Below are 21,985 nucleotides of genomic sequence, written 5' to 3'. Positions count from 1 at the left end.
CACGGCGGCCCAGAAAAGGGCGCGCGGCCGGCCGCGGAGGAACTCCGCGACCGGCCGCGCCGGTGTCGACCAGGGTCAGGGACGTCCCATGCCCCGGTACTCCCAGCCCGCCTGCGTCCACAGTGTGGAGTCGAGGCAGTTGCGGCCGTCGACCACGCGGCGGCCGGCGACCAGCTCGCCGAGGGCGACCGGGTCGGCGTTGCGGAAGTCCGCCCACTCGGTGAGCACGCAGACCAGGTCGGCGCCGGTCACCGCGTCGGCCATGCTCGGCTCGTACGTCAGCTCGGGGGCCACCCGGCGGGCGTTCTCGGTGCCCTCCGGGTCGAACACGTGCACGTCCGCGCCGGCCTTGCCGAGCAGCCCGGCGACGGCGAGCGCCGGGGCGTCGCGTACGTCGTCGGTGTTGGGCTTGAAGGTGGCGCCGAGCACGGCGATCCGGGTGCCGGAGAGGTCCGGCCCCGCCGGCCCGGAGCGGCGGCCGAGGAGTTCGGCGGCGAGCTGGACGACCCGGGCCCGGCGGCGCTGGTTGATCAGGTCGACCTCGTGCAGGAAGCGCAGCGCCTCGCCCGCGCCCAGTTCCTGCGCCCGGGCCTGGAAGGCGCGGATGTCCTTCGGCAGGCAGGCGCCACCGAAGCCGAGGCCGGCCTGGAGGAACCGGTTGCCGATGCGGGGGTCGTACCCGATGGCCCGGGCCAGCTGGGTGACGTCGCCGCCGGCGGCCTCGCAGACCTCGGCCATGGCGTTGATGAAGGAGATCTTGGTGGCCAGGAAGGCGTTCGCGGCGACCTTGACCAGCTCGGCGGTGGCGAAGTCGGTGACCACCAGCGGAACCTCGCGGTCCTCCGTGGCGGCGAGGTCGAAGACGCCCTTGTGGGCGGCGTAGAGCATGCCGTTGGCCCACTCGCTCTTGACGCCGACCACGATCCGGTTGGGGCGCAGCACGTCGTCGACCGCGAAGCCCTCCTGGAGGAACTCGGGGCTCCAGGCCACCTCCACGCCCAGGTCGGTCGGGCTGTGCTTGCTGACGAGCTGCTCCACCCACTCGGCGGTGCCGACCGGGACGGTCGACTTGCCGACGATCAGGCACTTGCGGGTCAGGTGCTGGGCGAGGCTGGTCACCGCGGCCTCGACGTACGACAGGTCGGCGCCCATCCCGTCGGCCCGCTGGGGGGTGCCGACGCAGATGAAGTGCACGTCGCCGAACTCGGCGACCTCGGCGATGTCGGTGCTGAAGCGCAGCCGACCGGCCGACAGGTTGCGCCGCAGCAGCTCGTCCAGGCCGGGCTCGTGGATCGGGACCTCGCCGGCGTTCAGCTTGGCGATCTTGTCCGCGTCGACGTCGAAGCCGAGCACCTCGTAGCCCAGCTCGGCGTAGCAGATGGCGTACGTCGCACCGAGGTACCCGGTGCCGAGGAAGGTGACCCGGGGTCGGGCCGCGCCCGAGGGCGGCGTGACCGCGGCGATGGCCGGCATCGGTTGGGTGTTCGGGTACGGGATCGTCACGCCTGTCTTCTCCGCTCGCGTTGGCGGCGCTTCGTTGCGTCGCGTTCGGCCGCGGCGCCGGGCCGGGCCGGACACCGAAGGGGAATTCTGTCGCTTTGCGGGCGTCGAACCGTGCCGCCGCCCTATCATGCCGAGCCTACGCGGCGGTAAGGATCTCCCGAGCCATGGTCGCTATCCTTCAGGTCTGCGCGGCCGGCGGTTCCGAGACGCTCCAGACTGCGCATGATAGCGGTGAAGGGGAGGGGCCGACATGGCCGCAGAACAGCCGTTCGACGTCTACCGGTTACCCGAGGAGCACGAGGCGGTCCGGGAGGCGGTCCGTGAGGTCTGTGCGGCGAAGGTGGCCCCGCACGCCGCCGAGGCGGACGAGACCGGTGAGTTCCCGAAGTCGTCGTACGACGCGCTGCGGTCGGCCGACTTCCACGCCCCGCACATCCCCGTCGAGTACGGCGGCGCGGGGGCGGACGCCCTGGCCACGGCCATCGTGATCGAGGAGGTGGCCCGGGCCTGCACCGCGTCCTCGCTGATCCCGGCGGTCAACAAGCTCGGCACCATGCCGCTGCTGCTGGCCGGCTCCGAGGAGCTCAAGCGCCGCTACCTGACCCCGGTCGCCAGCGGCGACGCGATGTTCTCGTACTGCCTGTCGGAGCCGGAGGCGGGCAGCGACGCCGCCTCGATGACCACCCGGGCGGTCCGTGACGGCGATCACTGGGTGCTCAACGGCGTCAAGCGGTGGATCACCAACGCGGGTGTCTCGGAGTACTACACCGTCTTCGCCGTGACGGACCCCACAGCCCGGTCCAGGGGCATCTCGGCGTTCGTGGTCGAGAAGTCCGACCCGGGCGTCAGCTTCGGCGCCCCGGAGAAGAAGCTCGGCATCAAGGGCTCGCCGACCCGGGAGGTCTATCTCGACAACGTCCGGACCCCGGCGGACCGGATGATCGGCGCCGAGGGGACCGGCTTCGCGACCGCGATGCGGACCCTGGACCACACCCGGGTCACCATCGCCGCGCAGGCTGTCGGCGTCGCTCAGGGCGCGCTCGACTACGCCAGGGGGTACGTCCAGGAGCGCAGGCAGTTCGGCAAGCCCGTGGCCGAGTTCCAGGGCGTCCAGTTCATGCTCGCCGACATGGGCATGAAGCTGGAGGCGGCCCGCCAGCTCACGTACGCCGCCGCCGGCAAGTCGGAGCGGGGCGACGCCGACCTGACGTACTTCGGCGCCGCGGCCAAGTGCTTCGCCTCCGACGCGGCCATGGAGATCACCACGGACGCGGTGCAGTTGCTCGGTGGCTACGGCTACACCAAGGACTACCCGGTCGAGCGGATGATGCGGGACGCCAAGATCACCCAGATCTACGAGGGCACCAACCAGGTCCAGCGCATCGTGATGGCCCGCCAGCTGCTGCGCGGCTGACGGGGACCCGCCGAACGGCGGGCGGGTCGGAGGCCGGCCCGCCCGCCGTCGCTCACTTGATCTCGGTGGTGGTCGCGTCGTCCGACCCGCCCGGCGGACGCGGCGGCTGGGACCACGGCGACTCCCCACCCGTACGGCGGGGCAGCGGCTCGGTCGGGGTCGGGTCCGGGTAGCCGAGGGTGAGCGGGGCGGTGTCCCGGTCCTGGCCGCCGCCACCGGCCGGCGGCCAGTCGGTGAGCGGCAGGCCGACGTCGTCCGGCCGGTCGGCCGGCACCGTCGCGGGCTCGGCCGCCGGGCCGGGCCAGCGCCGCCAGCGCTGCCGGCTGAACGTCGCAATCAGCAGCAGCGCGCCGATCAGGAAGAGGGTGCCGTTCTGCACCGGCAGGGCCAACGGCAGTGGGTCGCCCAGGACCTTCCAGTCCTCCGGGATCCGGTCGCGCACCGTGAACGGCGCGACGAACATCCCGACGTACGGGGCGACCAGCAGCAGCCCGGCGACCAGTGGGCCGAGCGGCGAGACACGCAGGGTGCCGAGCAGGCCGAGCAGGATGCCCGCGACGGCCAGGTAGACGGCCGGCTCGATCAGGTTGGCCGTGTTGAACGTGCCGATCTCCACCCAGCGGGTGATCGTGCGCGCCGACCCGTCCTGACCGAGGGTGACCAGCACCCAGGTGACGGGCGCCACCACCAACCCGGCGAGGAAGCTCCAGAGATGTCGCATCCGCGCACCGTACCGTTTCCGGCATGACAGATCACCCCTCCTCGCCCCCGACAGGCAAGCCCACGTCGTACTCCCGGGTGACGCTCAGCCGGATCATGACCGCCGTCGACGTCAATCTGTACGGGACCGTGCACGGAGGGGTGTTGATGAAGTTCGTCGACGACGTGGCGGGCGCGGCGGCGGCCCGGCACAGCGGCGGCACCGCGGTGACCGCCGCGATCGACGAGATCGTCTTCTCCGAGGCGGTCCGGGTCGGCGACCTGGTGCACGCGCACGCCCAGGTCAACTGGACCGGGCACACCTCGATGGAGGTCGGCGTCCGGGTGGTGGCCGAGCGCTGGGACTCGGCCGAGGACGAGCCGGTCCGGGTGGCCACGGCGTACCTGGTCTTCGTGGGGGTGGACGTCGGCGGCGCGCCGCGCCCGGTGCGTCCGGTGCTGCCCGAGACGCTGGAGGACGAGCGCCGCTTCCGGGAGGCGGAGATCCGCCGCGCCCACCGGCTGGCGCGCCGCCGGGCGATCCAGGCCCACCGCGCGGGCCCCGTCTGACGCCCGCGCCCGCCCGACGCCGGGTGTCCCACACAGGCAGGGGGCGCGGGGTGTGGGGCGGGCACGCCCCGACGCCGGTACCTGGTGCGGAGAATGGCGCTGCGAGATAGGGCAAGATGGCGCCACGGCCCGATTGCACAGTGTCGTGCGGGGCCACAGGGAGGGTGGATCAGTGGGTGACGTGCTGTGGACGCCGCCGGCGGACGTACGGGAGCGGTCCCGGATCGGTGACTACCTGCGCTGGCTGGGCGAGCACCGCGGGCTGGACTTCCCCGACTACGACGCGCTGTGGCGCTGGTCGGTCACCGACCTCGACGCGTTCTGGCGGTCGATCTGGGACTGGTTCGGCGTCGTCGCGCACACCCCGCCGACGGCCACGCTGACCGACCCGGCCATGCCGGGCACCCGGTGGTTCCCCGGGACCACCCTCAACTACGCGGAGAACGTGCTGCGGATGCCGGGGCTGGGCGACGACGACCCGGTGGTGATCGCCCACGGCCAGACCCGCGCGCCCGAGACGCTGACCGCGGCGCAGCTGCGCGAGCGGGTCCGCCGGGTGGCCGCCGGGCTGCGCCGGCTGGGCGTCGGCCCCGGCGACCGGGTCGCCGCGTACGCGCCGAACATCCCGGAGACGTACGTGCTGCTGCTGGCCACCGCCAGCCTCGGCGCGATCTTCTCCTCCTGCGCCCCGGAGTTCGGCACCCGCAGCGTCACCGACCGGTGGCGGCAGACCGAGCCGAAGGTCCTGGTGGCCGTCGACGGCTACCGGTACGGCGACAAGCCGGTGGACCGCCGCGGCGAGGTGGCCGCCATCCGTGCCGCCCTGCCGTCGCTGGAGCACACCGTCGCCATCCCGTACCTCGACCCGGAAGGCGCCGCGCCCCAGGGTGCCATCGCCTGGGACGAGTTGGCCGCCGAGACCGACGAGCCGCTGACGTTCGCGCCGGTGCCGTTCGACCACCCGCTCTACGTGCTGTACTCCTCCGGGACCACCGGGCTGCCCAAGCCGATCGTGCACGGCCACGGGGGCATCCTGCTGGAGCACCTGAAGATGCTCGCCCTGCACCACGACCTCGGCCACGGCGACCGGTTCTTCTGGTTCACCACCACCGGCTGGATGATGTGGAACTTCCTGGTCTCCGGGCCGGCGGTCGGCGCGGCGATCGTGCTCTTCGACGGCAACCCGGGCCACCCCGACCTGGGCGCGTTGTGGCGGCTGGCCGAGGAGACCGGCACCACGTACCTCGGCACCTCCGCGCCGTTCCTGCTGGCCTGCCGCAAGGCGGGCCTGGTGCCGAGGGAGATCGCCGACCTGTCCGCGCTGCGTGGGGTCGGCTCGACCGGCGCGCCGCTGCCCGCCGAGGGCTTCACCTGGGTGTACGAGACCGTCGGTGACCACGTGCAGCTCCAGTCGCTCTCCGGCGGCACGGACGTCTGCACCGGGTTCGTGGGCGGCGTGCCGCTGCTGCCGGTGCACGCCGGGGAGATCGCCTGCCGGGCGCTCGGCGCGAAGGTGGAGGCCCGCTCCGCCGACGGCACCCCCGTCGTCGGCGAGCTCGGCGAGCTGGTGATCACCGCGCCGATGCCGAGCATGCCGGTCGGCTTCTGGAACGACCCGGACGGCGTGCGCTACCGGGAGGCGTACTTCGACGTCTACCCGGGCGTCTGGCGGCACGGCGACTGGATCACGGTCAACTCCCGGGGCGGCTGCGTGATCACCGGCCGCTCCGACGCCACCCTGAACCGGGGCGGGGTCCGGCTGGGCACGGCCGAGTTCTACTCGGTCGTGGAGGGCCTGGACGAGGTCGTCGACTCCGTCGTGGTGCACCTGGAGGACGCGGAGGGCGGCGCGGGCGAGCTGCTGCTGTTCGTGGTGCTCGCCGAGGGCCTGGAGCTGGACGACGCGCTGCGCGCGAAGATCTGCCGGGAGCTGCGTACGGCGCTGTCGCCCCGGCACGTACCCGACGAGATCCACCAGGTCCGCGCCGTGCCGCGCACCCTGTCGGCCAAGAAGCTGGAGGTGCCGGTGAAGAAGATCCTCACCGGCACCCCGGTCGACGACGCGGCGGCCAAGGGCGCCCTGGCCAACCCCGAGTCCCTGACCGCCTTTGCCGCCTTCGCCCAGCGCCGGTCCCACACGGCCGACCCAGCCCCGGCCTGAGTCGAGGCGGGGGCGGGAGCGGGGTGACGGTCAGGTCAGGGTGCGGGTGGTCTTTTCCGAGGTTGCCCGTGACTCAAGGCGGGCGCGGTCGAGGTTGCCGCAGAGCACGATCGTCGCGCCGATCGTCAGGGGCGCCAGCAGCCAGTCGACCGGGTCGGGGTGGACCGTCGCGTCGAGCAGCAGGCGGTCGCCGGCGCTCATCCCCAGCTCCGCCGCGCGGGCGGCCGCGCGGGCCAGCAGCTCCGCGTCCTGCGGCCCGCCCTGGGCGTACGGGCTGAAGTAGTCCCCGTGCCGCCGCACCTCGACCACGTAGTCGGCGAAGCCGGGCGGCACCTCCCGCAGCGGCAGGGCGAACGGGGCGAGCGCCAGGGCGTACCGCTCCCCGGCCGGCCACGCGTCCGCCTCGGCCGCCCGGTCGGCGGCGGCGAACAGCACCTCCACCGGGCCCGGCCGGTCGGCCACGGCCAGCCTCGCCGACCAGCAGCCCAGCAGCACCGCGGCGGTCTGCCAGTGCGGCGGCAGCAGCACCCCGGCCGCCTCGCCGGGGCCGGCGGACACCTCGTCCACCAGCAGGTTCGCGGTCTTGGCCACCCAGTTGGCCAGCGTGGCGCCGGAGAGCTCGGTGCGTTCGCCCGTGGCGTCGTCGTACCAGGTCAGCAGGGGGCGGGCGGGATCGGGTGCGATCGCGTCGGCGAACACCCGGGCAATGTTGTCAGCCATCGACGCGAACGATACGCCCCCGGCGCCCGCACCCGATGACGGCGACAAGTCGACGTACGGTCGGGTCGCAGTCAGCGTCCCGGGCCGGCACGGGCGTAGTCTTGCCCGGAGTGTTGTTCCCCACAGATCCACCATCGCAAGGAGTCGCCCCGTGACCGCCGGTCGCCCGCCCCGCGTGCTCATCGACGCCACGAGTGTCCCCGCCGACCGAGGCGGTGTCGGTCGATACGTCGACGGTCTGCTCGGCGCCCTCGGCAAGGTGTGCGGCCAGGGGGTGGACCTGGTCGTGGTGAGCCTGCGCACCGACCAGGAGCGCTACGCCCGGATGCTGCCGAACGCGGAGGTGATCGCCGCGCCGGCCGCGGTGGCCCACCGCCCCGCCCGGCTCGCCTGGGAGCAGACCGGCCTGCCAATGCTGGCCCAGCAGGTCGGCGCGCAGGTGCTGCACTCGCCCTTCTACACCTGCCCGCTGCGGGCCGGCTGCCCGGTCACCGTGACCGTGCACGACGCGACGTTCTTCACCGAGCCGGAGCACTACGACAAGTCCCGGCGGACGTTCTTCCGCAGCGCGATCAAGACGTCGCTGCGCCGGGCCGACCGGGTGATCGTGCCGAGCAAGGCCACCCGGGACGAGCTGATCCGGCTGCTCGACGCCGACCCGACCCGCATCGACGTCGCGTACCACGGGGTCGACCACGCCGCCTTCCACGCCCCCGGCGAGGAGGAGAAGGCCCGCGTCCGGGCCCGGCTGGGGCTGGGCGACAGCAGCTACGTCGCCTTCCTCGGGGCCAAGGAGCCGCGCAAGAACGTACCCAACCTGATCCGCGGCTGGGCCCGGGCGGTGGCCGACCGGGCCGACCCGCCCGCGCTGGTCGTCGCGGGTGGCCAGGGCCACGACGACGACATCGACCGCGCGGTCGCCGAGGTCCCGTCCCACCTGCGGCTGCTGCGCCCCGGCTACCTCCGCTACGCCGACCTGCCCGGCTTCCTCGGCGGCGCCCTGGTCGCCGCCTACCCCTCGTACGGCGAGGGCTTCGGGCTGCCGATCCTGGAGGCGATGGCCTGCGCCGCCCCGGTGCTGACCACCCCGCGGCTGTCGCTGCCGGAGGTCGGCGGCGACGCGGTGGCCTACACCAGCGAGGACCCGGCCCAGATCGCCGCCGACCTGGCGGCGCTGCTCGACGACGAGCACCGTCGGCTGACGCTGGCGAAGGCCGGCTTCGACCGGGCCAAGGAGTTCACGTGGGAGTCCAGCGCCGAGGTGCACCTCGCGGCGTGGGGGCGCGCCCGCGCCTGACGCTCCGCCCCGGGTACGGGCGGACCCCCGTCCGTACCGTGGTGGTTCGGGCATGATGTGCTGATGCTCTACGCCGTCATCCCGGCGGGCGGCAGCGGCACAAGGTTGTGGCCGTTGTCCCGCGCGGGCCATCCCAAGTTCCTCCACCCGCTCACCGGAACCCCCGCGTCGCTGCTCCAGGCGACGGTGGACCGGCTGGGGCCGCTGACCACACCGGACCGCACCCTGGTGGTCACCGGAGCCGCGCACGTCGCGGCGGTGGCGCGGCAACTGGCCGGCCTGCCGGAGGAGAACATCCTGGTCGAACCCTCACCCCGGGACTCCTGCGCCGCCATCGCGCTCGCCGCGGCGGTGATCGCGCTGCGCGAGCCGGAGGCGGTGATGGGCTCCTTCGCCGCGGACCACCTGATCCGCGACGCCGACGCCTGGGTGGCGACGGTCCGCGAGGCGGTGCGCGGCGCCGAGCAGGGGCTGCTCATGACGGTGGGGATCACCCCGACGCGGGCGGAGACCGGCTACGGCTACCTGCACACCGGTGAGCCGGTCGGCGACGGGCCGCTGCGCCCGGTGCTGGAGTTCAAGGAGAAGCCGGTCGCCGAGGTGGCCGAGACGTACCTGCGATCCGGGCACCATCTCTGGAACGCCAGCATGTTCGTCTGGCGGGTCGACGTGTTCCTGGCCGAGCTGGCCCGGCAGCAGCCGGCCCTGCACGCCGGGGTGACCGCGATCGCCGCCGCCTGGGGCGGCCGCGAGCAGGACGAGGTCCTCGGCACGGTCTGGCCGACCCTGCCGAAGATCTCCGTCGACTACGCGGTGATGGAGGGGGCGGCCGCGGCCGGCCGGGTGGCGACGGTGCCCGGCAACTTCGGCTGGAACGACGTCGGCGACTTCCACACCCTCGGCGAGGTGCTCCCGGCCGACCCGGACGGCAACGTGGTCCTCGGCGCGGACGCCAAGCCGGGCGTGCTGCTGCGGGACGTCAGCAACCTGGTGGTGGTGCCGCAGTCCGGCCGGCTGGTCGCCGTGCTCGGCGTGCGCGACCTGATCGTGGTGGACACCGCCGACGCGCTGCTGGTCTGCCCGCGCGACCGGGCCCAGGACGTCAAAGCCCTGGTCGACGAGCTGAAGAGCCGCGGCGAGGAGGGCTACATCTGATTGGAAGGAAGGGTCCCTTGTCGGCGCACAGCGTCAACAGGGGACCCTTCCCGCCGCCCACTCCAGGTGCACCGGCTCCGTACGCTGGCCGGGTGACGCTGCGACTGGTCGAGTTCGTCGTCGCCGGCAACGAGGCCAGCGACCTGCTGCCCGTACGCTCGCCGGCTCTGCTCGCCGCCCACCGGGCCCGGCGCGGCTTCTGGACCGTGCTGGACGAGGGGCCGGTCGAACAGTGCCTGGCCCTGCTGCTGGAACGCGAGGACGGCGAGTGGACCGCCCAGCACGTCGACGCCGACGCCGGCGCGGAGAACGGCCGCACCGAGGACGGCGAGGCGCTGGCCCACCACGACGGCTGGGTGTACGTCTTCGGCTCGCACTTCGGCTCGAAGCGCGGCCCGCTGCGTCCACGCCGGGCGTTCGTGGCCCGGTTCCGCGAGGACGACGCCGTCGGGGGACGACTGCCGGTGCGGGTGGTGCGCAACCGGTTCCGGCTGCACCGGGCGATCAACGACGCGCTGGCCGGGGCCGAGCTGAGCACCCTACCGCCGGGGGAGCGGGTGCGGCAGCGGTTCATCGTCGAGACGGTGGCCCGGGGCGCCGCCCGGGCCAAGAGTTGGGTGAGCCGGCTGGCCGAGGGGGACCTGCCGGTCAACGTCGAGGCCGCCGCGTTCACCCCGCACGGCACGGTGCTGCTCGGCCTCCGGTTCCCGGTGACCGCCGCCGGCGAGCCGATCCTGGTGGAGCTGACCGGGGTGCCGGAGATGTTCACCGGGGGCGGCTGGCCGCGCGCTGTCGGGGCGTACGCCCTGACCGGGGTCACCCCATCGGGCACCCTCACCGGCTTCCGGGCGGTGGCGCCGCTGGCGACCGGCGGGTACGCCGCCATCGTCGGCTCGATCGACGCGCTGGGCAAGGGCTCGGTGCTGCTCGACGAGCACCCGCAGGGCGGCGAGGTGACGTCGCGGCACGTCCGGTTCTGGCCGGAGAAGGCGTCGGGGCATCTCGTGCCGGCCGAGTTGGTGGCCGACCTGGCGCCGTTCCACCACGTGGAGGGGCTGGCCGAGGTGGACGGCCGCTGCTGGTACGTCACGGACGAGGACCACCGGGTGGCGCTCTGGCTCGGCTGAGCGGCCCTGCCGCGGGCCGTGAGGAGGGAGTCCCGCTCTGCCGCAGGCGTTGAGCAGCGCCCTTCCCTACCCCGCTGGCGGCGGGCGGCACCTCTGCGGAATGGAGCCGCAGACCCTCGTGGTGCCACCCGCCCGCCGGACCCTTCCCGGGCCCCTCGGGCACCGCGGGACGGGCGCCGAGGATGGCGACCCGGCGCGGGGCACCCCTGAGCTTGCCGAAGACCGCCCCGGCCGTCGAGGTTTTTCAGCCCACGCTGAAAAGTGGAGATTTTCGCCAGCCAGGTACAGTGCGAACGGTCAGTGGCACGCCCTCTGTCCGCCGGCACGGGAGCGCTCCATGCTGAAGATCCACTTTTCTGCCGACGACCTTCTCCGCACCCGGGTGGCCCCGGGGGCCGACCCGTTCTGGGAACTCGTCCTCAGCGTCCACCTGCTCCGCCTGCACAGCCACGATCCGCTGACCGCCGGCTGGCGCCGGGAGGTCACGCGGGACCTGCACCAGCAGGTCGACCGGGACCAGCTCCGGCTGCTCTTCGCGCTGAACCCGAGCCGGGGATACTTCCCCGACTTCCTCACCCCCCAGCAGAGCGCGCAGGGCCCGGAGGCCGGCCTGGAGGCGATCCGGAGCACCCCGGTCCCGCGGCTGCGCCGTGACCTGGCCGTGCTGGCGGAGGAGCACACGCTGCCCGGCTGCGCGTCCGGGCTGGCCCGGGGCGAGACCGAGATGCTGCGCCGGCTGACCGAGTCGATGGAGCAGTACCGGACGCTGGCGCTGACGCCGTACTGGCCGCGCATCCAGGCGGCCGTGGAGGCGGACCGGACGCGCCGCGCGCGGGCCCTGCTGGACGGGGGCGTGGAGGGGCTGCTGTCCAGCCTCCGCCCGCACGCCCGCTGGGAGGCGGGGGCGCTGGAGGTCGACGGCTACCCGGACAGCCGGGAGTTGCACCTGGCCGGGCGGGGCCTGCTGCTCGTGCCGTCCTTCTTCTGCGCGCGTACCCCGGTGGCGCTGCTCGATCCGGCCCTGCCGCAGGTGCTGGTCTACCCCGTGGACCGGCTGGGCGGCCTCGGCCCGCCGCAGGGCGACGGCGGCGGCCGCGCGGGGCCGGCCGGCCGGGAGGCGCTGGCCGCACTGCTCGGCCGGACCCGGGCCGCCGTGCTGGAGGCCGCCGACGGTGGCTGCACCACGGGCGAGGTGGCCCGCCGGCTGGGCATCTCGCCGGCCGCCGCCAGCCAGCACGCCACCGTGCTGCGCGGCGCCGGGCTGCTGGTCAGCCGGCGGGAACGCAACCGGGTCCTGCACACGCTCACGCCGCTCGGCCGCGCCGTCCTCGACGCCGCCTGATCCGCCCGGGTGTCAGATCGCCAGGCAGGCGCTGGCCGTGCTGCCGGCGGGCGGCGGCAGCAGCGCCGACGGAACACCCTCGGCGGCCAGCGCGGTGCGCAGCCGCTGCAGGTCGGCGCCGAGACGTACCAGGTCGGCGGGGTCGACCGGGGCGGCCGGCTCGCCGAGGATCAGGCCCGTGGCCCGCTCCGGCCAGCCGGGAACCGTGACGACCAGCGTGGCGCGTACCTCGTCGTCGGTGACGTGGGTGAGGACCGTGCCGGGGGCGATCACATCGGCCACGGCGGCGATCGCCCGGCGCACCGCCGCCGGATCGGCCGGGGCGTCGCCCGGCCCGTCGGGCAGCACCGCGCCGGCGGCCAGCTCGGCCGCCCGCGCCTCGGCCGTGCCGAGCGAGAACAGGTCCAGCTCCGCGTCACGCACGAGGACGGCCGCGCCGTGGCCGTCCTCCGGGCCGGCGGCCGTGAGGTAGCCGCGCACCACCGCCACCGGCACCTGGTCGCACTTGCCCTTGACCAGCTCGCCCGCGCCGGCCAGCTCGTCCACCACGGCCATCTGGGTGAGCTGCAGCTCGTTGCCGTACGGGTCGACCTCGCCCCGGTGGTCGCGGATCGCCGGCATGCCGGCCACCCCGAGCGCGACGTCGGTCAGCCCGTTGCGCCACGGCCGGCCCATGGTGTCGCTGACGATCACCGCGACGTCCAGGTCGTGACGCTCGCGCAGCGTGGCCCGCAGGGCCCGGGCCGAGGCGTCCGGGTCCTTGGGCAGCAGCACGAGACGGGTCTTGTCCACGTTCGAGGCGTCGATGCCGGCGGAGGCCAGCACGAAACCGTGGTGGGTCTGCACGATCCGGGTCGCACCCCGGGTGGCCACCACCCGGGCGGTCTCGGCGGCCAGCACCTCGTCGCGGGCGACGAGCCGCTCCGGGCCGTCGGCCGGCACGTCGACCAGCCGACCCTCCGCCTTCGACACGATCTTGCTGGTCACCACCAGCACGTCGCCGTCACGCAGCCACGGCGCGGCGGTGGCGATCAGGGCCGCCAGGTCGTCACCCTCGGTCACGTCGCCGATGCCCAGCACCGGCCGGATCTCCAGCCTCATGTCAGCTCCAACGCGGCGCGGACCATCGCCGCCGTCGCCGCCTCGTCCGTCATCCGCAGCGGCACCGCCCGTACGGTCACGTCCGGCACCACCGTCTCCTCGTCCTCGGGCGCCACCAGCCAGCCGTCCAGCAACCCACCGGCCGCCCGGCCGCCGTAGAGCCCGCCCACCCCGGCGGCGCTGCACTCCACCCCGAGCACGGCCAGGCACCGGTCGGCCATGCCGCGTACCGCCGCGCCGCCGATGATCGGGGAGATCCCCACGACCGGGGCCGACCCGTCCCCGACCGCCTCCCGCAGCCCGGGCACGGCCAGTATCGGCGCGATGCTGACCACCGGGTTGCTCGGGGCCAGCAGCACCACGTCGGCCGCGCCGACCGCGTCCAGCACCCCGGGGGCCGGCTTCGCGCTCTCCGCGCCGACGAAGACGAACCGGTGGGTGGGTATCTCGGCCCGGTGCCGCACCCACCACTCCTGGAAGTGGATCGCCCGCTGGTCGCCGCCGCCCGGGTCGCTCACCACCACGTGCGTCTCCAGCCGGTCGTCGGTCGCCGGCAGCAGGCGTACGCCGGGCTGCCAGCGGGTGGCCAGCGCCTCGGTGACCGCCGACAGCGGATAACCGCCGCTCAGCATGGTGGTGCGCACCAGGTGGGTGGCGAGGTCCCGGTCGCCCAGGCCGAACCAGCTCGGCTCCGCGCCGTACGCCGCCAGCTCCGACTTCACCGTCCAGGTCTCCCCGACCCGGCCCCAGCCCCGCTCCGGGTCGGCCCCGCCGCCCAGGGTGTACATGACACTGTCCAGGTCGGGGCAGACCTTGAGCCCGTGCAGGTACAGGTCGTCGCCGACGTTGACCACCGCGGTCACCTCGGCCCCCACCTCCCGGGCGTACGCCCGGACGCCGAGCAGGAACCGGGCGCCCCCGATGCCGCCGGCCAGAACCACGATGCGCATGGCGTCCATCCTTCCCCACCCGACGCCGTCGGGGCGGCGGTGGCCCGGGAGACTAGGCTCACGTCGGCAAACCGTCCGACAACGCCACCAAGGGGGAGTTCGTGACCAGCCCCGCCGAGCCCGCGTCGCCCGACGCGGCGCCCGCGTCCCACGCTGCCACGCCTGCGGCCCAGCTCACCGGGCCCCTGCGCGAACTGATCGCGCTCGTCCTGCTCGGCGCGAACGCCGTGCTGCTCTTCACCGGCCTGATCCGGCTGCTGGCGCCGACCGAGTACAGCAGCTTCGACGGCCGGGCGGCGATCACCTTCTCCACGTTCGCCGGCATCGAGGCGAGCGTCCTGCCCGTGCTGGCCGTGCTGCTCGTCACGCACCTGGCCCCGGTGACGCCGCGGGCGAAGCTGATCACCCAGGTGGCGCTCGGCGAGTACGCCTTCGGCGCGCTCTTCGGCGGGCTGACCTTCCTGGTCTCGACCGTCGGCCGGCTGGCGGACGGGGAGGTGCTCGACGCGTTCCTCGGCCTGTTGACCCGCCTGGCCATGCTCGCGATCTTCGCCGCGGCCGGGTTCGTCGTGTTCAAGGTCTGGAGCACGCTCTACCACACCCCCAAACCGAAGCCGCAGCCCGGCGTGTACGGCCAGCCGCAGCCGGGCTGGCCGCAGCAGCAAGCCGGTCAGCCGGGCCAGCAGGGCGGCTGGCCCGCCGGGCAGCCGGCCGGCTGGTCCGTCCCGCCCCAGCCCGGCGGGTACCCGGTCGTCGGCCGGCCCGGCCCGGCCGCCGGCCAGTACGGCCAGCCGAACGTGGCGTCGGCGCCCCCGTACCCGGTCGCGCCGCAGTCGGCCCCGCCGTCCCCGGCGCCGCAGTCCGTGCCCCCGTTCGTGCCGGCGCAGCCCGCGCCGCCGTTCGGGCAGCCGCCGTCGGCCGAGCCGACCCAGGCCATCCCGCGCCAGTTCGGAGAACCGGGCCAGTTCCCCGAGCCGGGCCGGGGCGCCGGTCAGCAGGCCGACGACAGCGACCGGACCCAGCGCTTCAACCGGGACGACCCGAACCAGCCGCACTGACCCGCGCCGCCGCCCGTCCACCCCAGGCCTGTCGCGCGCCGCCCGTCCACTCCAGGTCCGTCGCGCGCCGCCCGTCCACCCCAGGCCTGTCGCGCGCCGCCCGTCCACTCGAGGTCCGTTCCGCGCCGGAACACCGGCGGGCCGGGACGGGCGGCGCAGCGCATAGGCTGGGCGAATGCTTGATCGCACCGAGTCCCACCCCACCGCGGCGGCCGTGGAACGGGCGCTGCGCCGGGCCGCGTCCGGCCGGGCGCTGGACGTCGACGAGGCCGCCGCCCTTCTGACCGCCCGGGGCGCCGCCCTGGACGAGCTGCTCCGGGTGGCCGGCGACATCCGCGACGCCGGCCTGCGCGAGGCCGGGCGCCCCGGCGTGGTCACCTTCTCCAAGAAGGTCTTCGTCCCGTTGACCCGGCTCTGCCGCGACCGCTGCCACTACTGCACCTTCGCCACCGTGCCGCACCGGCTCCCGGCCGCGTTCCTCGACCGGGACGAGGTGCTGGCGATCGCCCGCGAGGGCGCCGCCCAGGGCTGCAAGGAGGCGCTGTTCACCCTCGGCGACCGGCCCGAGGAGCGCTGGCCGGCGGCCCGGGAGTGGCTGGACGCGCGCGGCTACGACTCAACGCTGGACTACCTGCGCGCCTGCGCGGTGGCCGTGCTGGAGGAGACGGGGCTGCTGCCGCACCTCAACCCGGGGGTGCTCTCCTGGTCGGAGCTGCAACGGCTCAAGCCCGTCGCGCCGAGCATGGGGATGATGCTGGAGACCACGGCGACGCGGCTCTGGTCGACCCCGGGCGGCCCGCACTTCGGCTCGCCCGACAAGGAGCCGGCCGTCCGGCTGCGGGTGCTGGACGACGCCGGCCGGGTCGGGGTGCCGTTCACCACCGGCATCCTGATCGGCATCGGGGAGACCCTCGCCGAGCGGGTCGACGCGCTCTTCGCGATCCGGCGGGCCCAGCGCGGGTACGGCCACCTCCAGGAGGTGATCGTGCAGAACTTCCGTGCGAAGCCGGACACCGCGATGCGCGGCATGCCCGACGCCGAGCTGCACGACCTCGCCGCGACCGTGGCGGTGGCCCGCGTGCTGCTCGGCCCGAAGGCCCGCATCCAGGCCCCGCCGAACCTCATCGCCGGCGAGTACGGCCTGCTGTTGCGCGCCGGCATCGACGACTGGGGCGGGGTCTCGCCGGTGACCCCGGACCACGTCAACCCGGAGCGCCCCTGGCCGCGGCTGGACGAGCTGGCCCGGCACACGGAGAAGGCCGGTTTCACCCTGCGCGAGCGGCTGACGATCTACCCCGAGTACGTCCGGGCCGGCGACCCGTGGCTGGATCCGCGCGTACTGCCGCACGTCACGGCGCTCGCCGACCCGGCGACGGGCCTCGCGGTCGAGGCGGCCCGTCCGGTGGGTCGTCCCTGGCAGGAGCCCGAGGAGGTCTTCGGCGGCCGGACGGACCTGCACGCCACCATCGACACCACCGGACGCACCGGGGACCGCCGCGGCGACTTCGACAGTGTCTACGGTGACTGGTCCGAGGTCGCCGCCCAGGTCGATGCCAGCCGGGTGGGCGCGCGGCCATCCGGGCCCGCCACGGCGGTGGCGGCGGCCGGGTCGACCGTCGGCGCCGGCGACCGGGACCTGCGTACCGGGCTGCGCCTGGCCGCCGACGATCCGGCGGCCCTGCTCGAACCGCGGCACACCGACGCGGCGTTGGCCCTGTTCGCCGCCGACGGGCCCGCGCTGGACCAGCTCTGCCGGATCGCCGACGACGTCCGCCGCGACGCCGTCGGCGACGACGTCACCTACGTGGTGAACCGCAACATCAACTTCAGCAACGTCTGTTACGTCGGCTGCCGGTTCTGCGCCTTCGCGCAGCGCGAGCGGGACGCCGACGCGTACCGGCTCTCCGTCGACCAGGTCGCCGACCGGGCCGAGGAGGCGTGGGCGGCCGGCGCCACGGAGGTCTGCCTGCAGGGCGGCATCGACCCGAAGCTGCCGGTCACCGGGTACGCCGACCTGATCCGGGCGATCAAGGCCCGGGTGCCGGGGATGCACGTGCACGCGTTCTCCCCGATGGAGATCGCGACGGCGGCGGCGAAGGCCGGGGTGTCGGTGCGGGAGTGGCTGACGGCGCTGCGCGAGGCCGGTCTGGACACCATCCCGGGCACGGCGGCGGAGATCCTCGACGACGAGGTGCGCTGGGTGCTCACCAAGGGCAAGCTGCCGGCCGCCGCCTGGGTCGAGGTGGTCGGCACGGCCCACGAGCTGGGCATCCGGTCCAGCTCCACGATGATGTACGGCCACGTCGACCACCCGGGGCAGTGGCTGGCCCACTTCCGGGTGCTGGCGGGGGTGCAGGACCGCACGGGCGGGTTCACCGAGTTCGTGGCGCTGCCGTTCGTGCACACCAACGCCCCGATCTACCTCGCCGGCATCGCCCGGCCGGGGCCGACGTGGCGGGAGAACCGGGTGGTGCACGCGATGGCCCGGCTGCTGCTGCACGGGCGGATCGACAACATCCAGTGTTCGTGGGTGAAGCTGGGCGACGCCGGCACGGTGGCGATGCTCGGCGGCGGCTGCAACGACCTCGGGGGCACCCTGATGGAGGAGACGATCTCCCGGATGGCCGGCTCGGGCAACGGCTCGGCGCGGACCGAGGAGCAGTTGCGGGCGATCGCGGCGGCGGCCGGGCGGCCCGCCCGCAGGCGCACGACCGCGTACGGCGACGCGCGCCCGTAACCGTCGGGCCTTTCCGCTTCTCGCCGGCAGCGAGTCGAGACGGGGCCGCCTCCAGCGGGGTGGGTCCGTTTTCCGGACCTTCTGACGATGGGTGTCAATTCGTCAGGCGCCGCAACTGTCCGTCGGCGGACCGAACTTCTTCGTGTTCGTCAGACGACGTACCGGATTCGAATTCGCGACCGGGATCGTGAATCCGAACAGTTTTCTCCGCGCCGCGCCGCCCGGCCACGTGGGTGCCGGCGGCCATGGCCCCGGACCGGCTCGCGGTGCTCCACGGCGACGGGGTCGGACCGTCGATCCGCGTGCCGGCGGTCACGACGGGGTGGTCGCCTCCACGCCGGACGGTGCGCGCACGGCCACGGATCGGGGCCCGGCCCGGTCGCTCAGGTGACGCCCCGGATCACCCGGCTGGGCGGGTGCGCCGGGTGCGGCACGTGGCCCTCCGCGGCGCGTCCCGTCCAGGGCTCGCCCCGCGGGCTCATACCGTCTGGTGGGACGGGAGCACAGCCGCCGGCGTGGCGTCCGTCGCCTGCGGCCGGGCCGCCGGACCACGCGGCGACCAGCGCCGCGTACGCGTCGAGGCGTGCCCGCGGATCGGCTCGCCCGCAGCGTTCCGTCCACAATGTGAGCCGGACGATCGCCCCCGTCTCCGGCCTGACGGGCGATCACGGCCAAGTCGCGTTAACCTGTCCCACCAAGATCAGCATGGTGGTGGGCGCCTCCGTCGGGGCCGTCGCCGGCGCGTCCGGCGGCGTCGGTCGGTGGCCCGCCACGGCAGAAAAGTCGGGCAACTCGCCGAGGAGGGCGTTACTCGTCCGGGGTCTGAATCGATATGGCAGGTTGCGAGGCCGGGCGGCCGGAGTGGTCGTCCGTGGCGTGTCGGGAGGGCGACTCCATTATCAAGTTTGGCTTGACGCCGCACGCATTACGCGCGTGTAATTTGAATGGGGTTGTTCGCACCGAACGCAACAAATTCGGACCGGACGGACAAGCACGCCTTTCGCGTGGGGGGTTGCAGCGGCGACGACGCCGGTGCGCGACAAGGAGGCATCTTTAGATGGACGGCCAGCTCGAGGTGGCCGACCTGCTCGGAAACGCGCCGGAGTGGCAGGAGCAGGCACTCTGCTCCCAGACCGATCCGGAGGCGTTCTTCCCCGAGAAGGGCGGCTCGACCCGCGAGGCGAAGCGGATCTGCTCGCGGTGCGAGGTCAAGACCGAATGCCTGGAATACGCTCTCGGCCACGACGAGCGGTTTGGGATCTGGGGCGGGCTCTCGGAGCGGGAGCGCCGCAAGCTCAAGCGGCGGGCCGCCTGAGCGTTGCCGGGTCTGGGCGGTGGGGGCCGCCCGGGCCCGGCGGCTCAGGCCAGCTCGTCCGGGTCGACCCCGAGCAGGTTCGCCACCTGTTCGATGATCACGTCGTGGACCAGGTCGGCCAGATCCTCCCGATCCATGGCGCGGAACTCCAGCGGCCGCCGGTAGAGCACGATCCGCGGCGGCACCTCCTGCCGGCCGGGCCGCCCGGGCAGGAGCCGGGCCAGCGGCACCTCGCCGTCCTCCAGCACGTCGGAGTCGTAGACGTTCAGGTCCGGCGGCACGTCCTCCACCGCGAACTCGACGCCGGCCAACTCCTTGGCGAACCGCCGCTCCAGCGACTCGACGGTGTCCAGCACCAGGTCGTCGAAGACCTCGGCCTTGGTCCGGGCCAGCGGCACGGTCGCCGGGACCAGCCGCCCGCGCAGGCCCCGCCCGTGCCGGTCACGGTGGGCGCGCCGGCCTGCGCCGGGGCGGCGGTGTTCCGGACTCGTCATGCAGCACAGGGTAGCCCCGTCGCCGCCCGGGCAGCGGCTGTGCCCGCCCTGCGGCGTGCCGGGCGGGCCGGACCGCCCCGCTTCCGTCGGATGCTGCGAATTGTGATCTCCGCGATGGGCGTGTCGCAACGCGAACCGGTGCGCCGGACCCGGTATTGGAGATACCCTCCCGCCGTGAGGTCACCACGGCGCTGCTCCCGAAACGGCTGCCCCCGGCAAGCGGTCGCCACGTTGACCTATGTCTATAACGAGTCAACGGCGGTCGTCGGGCCGCTCGCGGCCTTCGCCGAGCCGCACACGTACGACCTCTGCGAGCCGCACGCCCGCAGCCTGACGGCCCCCCGGGGCTGGAACGTGGTGCGCCACGAGGGCGAGTTCGAGCCCCCGCCGCCCACCACCGACGACCTGGTCGCGCTCGCCGAGGCGGTCCGCGAGGCCGCCCGCCCCGCGCCCCCGCGCCCCCCGGACGACGAGGCCGCCCCGCAGAACCCGCAGACGGGCCGCCGGGGCCACCTGCGCGTCATTCCCCCCAGCCACTGACCCGCGGGGTCAGTGGCCCAGGTAGCGGGCGAAGAGGGTGGCCCGTCGCTACAGCCGGGCCCACGCCTCGGTGAGCACCGCGCGCAGGATCTGCTCCATCTCGTCGAACTGCTGCTGCTCGGCGACCAGCGGCGGGGCGAGCTGCACCACGGGGTCGCCCCGGTCGTCGGCCCGGCAGTACAGCCCGGCCTGGAACAGGGCCGTGGAGAGGAACCCGCGCAGCAGCCGCTCGGACTCGGCCTCGTTGAACGTCTGCCGCGTCGCCCTGTCCCTGACCAGCTCGATGCCGTAGAAGTACCCGTCGCCCCGGACGTCGCCGACGATCGGCAGGTCGCGCAGCTTCTCCAGGGTGGCCCGGAACGCGTCCTCGTTGGCGCGGACGTGCCCGAGCAGGTCCTCCCGGGCGAACACCTCCAGGTTGGCCAGGGCCACGGCGCAGGAGACCGGGTGGCCGCCGAAGGTCACCCCGTGGGCGAACATGCCCGTCTCGGTGAGGAACGGCTCGATCAGCCGGTCGCTGGCGATCATCGCGCCGAGCGGGGCGTACCCGGAGGTGATGCCCTTGGCGGTGGTGATGATGTCCGGCTGGTAGCCGTACCGGGTGGCGCCGAAGTACTCGCCGAGCCGGCCCCACGAGCAGATCACCTCGTCAGAGACGAGCAGCACGTCGTACGCGTCGCAGATCTCGCGTACCCGCTCGAAGTAGCCGGGCGGCGGCGGGAAGCAGCCGCCGGAGTTCTGCACCGGCTCCAGGAACACCGCCGCGACGGTGTCCGGCCCCTCCCGCTCGATGGCCCGGCCGATCTCGTCGGCGGCCCAGCGGCCGAACGCCTCGGGGGAGTCACCGTGCTCCGGCGCCCGGTAGAAGTTCGTGTTCGGCACCTTCACCGCGCCCGGCACCAGCGGCTCGAAGTCGGTCTTGATGGCCGGCAGCCCGGTGATCGACAGCGCCCCCATGGAGGTGCCGTGGTATGCGATGTACCGGCTGACCACCTTGAACTTCGTGGGCTTGCCGACGCGCTTGAAGTACGCCCGGGCCAGCTTCCACGCCGACTCGACGGCCTCCGAGCCCCCGGTGGTGAAGAAGACCCGGTTCAGGTCGCCCGGGGCCAACGACGCCACCTTCTCGGCCAGCTCGATGGCCTTCGGGTGGGCGTACGACCAGAGCGGGAAGTACGCCAGCTCGGCGCCCTGCTTGGCGGCCGCCTCGGCCAGTTCCGTGCGGCCGTGGCCGGCGTTGACGACGAAGAGCCCGGCGAGCCCGTCCAGGTAGCGGCGGCCCCGGGCGTCCCAGACGTACGCGCCCTCGCCGCGGACGATTGTCGGCACCTCGCCGGCCGAGTAGCTGGCCATCCGGGTGAAGTGCATCCAGAGGTGGTCGGTGGCGTTGGCCATGTCAGCCCCATCGGGTCTCGGGCCGGTCAGGGGTGACATCGGCCGCTCTGCCCACGGTTATCGCACAGCCGTAAGGGGAAAATCAAGTGGTATCGGTGGCGTATGCCGCCTACAGCGACGGAATCAGCGAGTGCTTACGGCGATGGCAACGGATTTCGCATCGACGGCCAGCCGTGTGGAGGCCCTGCCGTCCGGCGGGTCGCGGCGGGGCGCAGTGGGTGGGCGCGGACGCTGTGGAGCTGCCCCGTCTGTGCTATCGCCCCGCCGGCTTGGCTCTGCGCGCCGGCTTGGCTCTGCGCGCCGGCTTGGCTCTGCGCGCCGGCTTGGCTCTGCGCGCCGGCTTGGCTCTGCGCGCCGGCTTGGCTCTGCGCGCCGGCTTGGCTCTGCGCGCCGGCTTGGCTCTGCGC

20 protein-coding genes are annotated in these 21,985 nt (G+C 74.0%); 12 read left to right on the top strand and 8 right to left on the bottom strand.

Features of this window, described 5'->3' with window-relative positions; translation table 11 throughout:
* Positions 1–75 precede the first annotated feature (75 nt).
* Positions 76–1,503 carry a UDP-glucose/GDP-mannose dehydrogenase family protein gene (locus ABGB16_RS00100; protein ID WP_347665846.1) on the bottom strand — a complete coding sequence of 476 codons (1,428 nt, stop codon included), beginning with the start codon at positions 1,501–1,503 and terminating at the stop codon, positions 76–78.
* A gap of 250 nt (positions 1,504–1,753) precedes the next feature.
* Between ABGB16_RS00100 and ABGB16_RS00095 the strand changes: the two genes are divergently transcribed.
* Positions 1,754–2,917 (top strand): acyl-CoA dehydrogenase family protein, encoded by a 1,164-nt coding sequence (locus tag ABGB16_RS00095; protein ID WP_347665845.1) that lies wholly within the window; start codon positions 1,754–1,756, stop codon positions 2,915–2,917.
* Positions 2,918–2,969: 52 nt separating this feature from the next.
* On the opposite strand, the gene ABGB16_RS00090 is transcribed toward ABGB16_RS00095, so the two are convergent.
* A complete protein-coding gene (locus tag ABGB16_RS00090; protein WP_347665844.1) occupies positions 2,970–3,638 on the bottom strand; it encodes a hypothetical protein in 669 nt (222 codons plus the stop codon).
* Positions 3,639–3,661: 23 nt separating this feature from the next.
* On the opposite strand from ABGB16_RS00090, the gene ABGB16_RS00085 reads away from it, so the two are divergent.
* Both ABGB16_RS00085 and ABGB16_RS00080 read left to right on the top strand, forming a co-directional pair.
* Positions 3,662–4,186 (top strand): hotdog domain-containing protein, encoded by a 525-nt coding sequence (locus tag ABGB16_RS00085; protein ID WP_347665843.1) that lies wholly within the window; start codon positions 3,662–3,664, stop codon positions 4,184–4,186.
* A 172-nt stretch (positions 4,187–4,358) separates the two neighbouring features.
* The gene (locus tag ABGB16_RS00080; RefSeq protein ID WP_347665842.1) at positions 4,359–6,347 is read left to right on the top strand and encodes an acetoacetate--CoA ligase; all 1,989 of its coding nucleotides are present in this window, start codon (positions 4,359–4,361) and stop codon (positions 6,345–6,347) included.
* Positions 6,348–6,377: 30 nt separating this feature from the next.
* Here ABGB16_RS00080 and ABGB16_RS00075 read toward each other — a convergent pair whose 3' ends face one another.
* Positions 6,378–7,067 (bottom strand): TIGR03089 family protein, encoded by a 690-nt coding sequence (locus ABGB16_RS00075; RefSeq protein WP_347665841.1) that lies wholly within the window; start codon positions 7,065–7,067, stop codon positions 6,378–6,380.
* Positions 7,068–7,218: 151 nt separating this feature from the next.
* Here ABGB16_RS00075 and ABGB16_RS00070 point away from each other — a divergent pair, with 151 nt between their 5' ends.
* From ABGB16_RS00070 to ABGB16_RS00055, 4 genes are all read left to right on the top strand, one after another.
* Complete coding sequence (locus tag ABGB16_RS00070; RefSeq protein ID WP_347665840.1) at positions 7,219–8,364, top strand: glycosyltransferase family 1 protein; 1,146 nt, start codon at positions 7,219–7,221, stop codon at positions 8,362–8,364.
* 63 nt (positions 8,365–8,427) lie between these two features.
* Positions 8,428–9,519: a sugar phosphate nucleotidyltransferase gene (locus ABGB16_RS00065; RefSeq protein WP_347665839.1), complete on the top strand. Its 1,092-nt coding sequence runs from the start codon at positions 8,428–8,430 to the stop codon at positions 9,517–9,519.
* 92 nt (positions 9,520–9,611) lie between these two features.
* On the top strand, positions 9,612–10,646 hold the full coding sequence (locus tag ABGB16_RS00060; protein ID WP_347665838.1) for a hypothetical protein: 1,035 nt from the start codon (positions 9,612–9,614) through the stop codon (positions 10,644–10,646).
* A gap of 337 nt (positions 10,647–10,983) precedes the next feature.
* Positions 10,984–11,988, top strand: a complete 1,005-nt coding sequence (locus ABGB16_RS00055; protein WP_347665837.1) for a winged helix-turn-helix domain-containing protein — start codon at positions 10,984–10,986, stop codon at positions 11,986–11,988.
* A gap of 12 nt (positions 11,989–12,000) precedes the next feature.
* Here ABGB16_RS00055 and ABGB16_RS00050 read toward each other — a convergent pair whose 3' ends face one another.
* Both ABGB16_RS00050 and cofD read right to left on the bottom strand, forming a co-directional pair.
* Entirely contained in the window at positions 12,001–13,089 is a 1,089-nt protein-coding gene (locus ABGB16_RS00050) for a coenzyme F420-0:L-glutamate ligase (protein ID WP_347665836.1), read from the bottom strand.
* Positions 13,086–14,039, bottom strand: a complete 954-nt coding sequence (cofD, locus tag ABGB16_RS00045; RefSeq protein WP_347665835.1) for a 2-phospho-L-lactate transferase — start codon at positions 14,037–14,039, stop codon at positions 13,086–13,088. The genes ABGB16_RS00050 and cofD overlap by 4 nt, the downstream gene beginning before the upstream one ends.
* Before the next feature lie 101 nt (positions 14,040–14,140).
* Here cofD and ABGB16_RS00040 point away from each other — a divergent pair, with 101 nt between their 5' ends.
* Together ABGB16_RS00040 and ABGB16_RS00035 are read left to right on the top strand one after the other, a co-directional pair.
* On the top strand, positions 14,141–15,097 hold the full coding sequence (locus ABGB16_RS00040; protein WP_347665834.1) for a hypothetical protein: 957 nt from the start codon (positions 14,141–14,143) through the stop codon (positions 15,095–15,097).
* A 175-nt stretch (positions 15,098–15,272) separates the two neighbouring features.
* Positions 15,273–17,834 (top strand): bifunctional FO biosynthesis protein CofGH, encoded by a 2,562-nt coding sequence (locus ABGB16_RS00035; RefSeq protein ID WP_347665833.1) that lies wholly within the window; start codon positions 15,273–15,275, stop codon positions 17,832–17,834.
* A gap of 94 nt (positions 17,835–17,928) precedes the next feature.
* Here the strand turns inward: ABGB16_RS00035 and ABGB16_RS00030 are convergent, their stop codons facing one another.
* Positions 17,929–18,150 (bottom strand): hypothetical protein, encoded by a 222-nt coding sequence (locus ABGB16_RS00030; RefSeq protein WP_347665832.1) that lies wholly within the window; start codon positions 18,148–18,150, stop codon positions 17,929–17,931.
* A gap of 741 nt (positions 18,151–18,891) precedes the next feature.
* On the opposite strand from ABGB16_RS00030, the gene ABGB16_RS00025 reads away from it, so the two are divergent.
* Positions 18,892–19,149 carry a WhiB family transcriptional regulator gene (locus tag ABGB16_RS00025; protein WP_007074725.1) on the top strand — a complete coding sequence of 86 codons (258 nt, stop codon included), beginning with the start codon at positions 18,892–18,894 and terminating at the stop codon, positions 19,147–19,149.
* A 44-nt stretch (positions 19,150–19,193) separates the two neighbouring features.
* On the opposite strand, the gene ABGB16_RS00020 is transcribed toward ABGB16_RS00025, so the two are convergent.
* Entirely contained in the window at positions 19,194–19,643 is a 450-nt protein-coding gene (locus tag ABGB16_RS00020) for a metallopeptidase family protein (RefSeq protein ID WP_145775288.1), read from the bottom strand.
* Between the two features lie 174 nt (positions 19,644–19,817).
* Between ABGB16_RS00020 and ABGB16_RS00015 the strand changes: the two genes are divergently transcribed.
* Positions 19,818–20,183, top strand: coding sequence for a DUF3499 domain-containing protein (locus tag ABGB16_RS00015; RefSeq protein WP_347665831.1), 366 nt, complete (start codon positions 19,818–19,820; stop codon positions 20,181–20,183).
* Positions 20,184–20,231: 48 nt separating this feature from the next.
* Here ABGB16_RS00015 and ABGB16_RS00010 read toward each other — a convergent pair whose 3' ends face one another.
* A complete protein-coding gene (locus ABGB16_RS00010; RefSeq protein ID WP_347665830.1) occupies positions 20,232–21,578 on the bottom strand; it encodes an aspartate aminotransferase family protein in 1,347 nt (448 codons plus the stop codon).
* 218 nt (positions 21,579–21,796) lie between these two features.
* Between ABGB16_RS00010 and ABGB16_RS00005 the strand changes: the two genes are divergently transcribed.
* On the top strand, positions 21,797–21,985 hold a 189-nt coding region (locus ABGB16_RS00005; protein ID WP_347665829.1), incomplete at its 3' end, for a hypothetical protein.

It is taken from the genome of Micromonospora sp. B11E3 (assembly GCF_039871625.1).
GTDB lineage: Bacteria > Actinomycetota > Actinomycetes > Mycobacteriales > Micromonosporaceae > Micromonospora.
The sequence above is the reverse complement of the archived record's forward strand: the minus strand, read 5'-3'. Positions and strand labels throughout refer to the sequence as shown.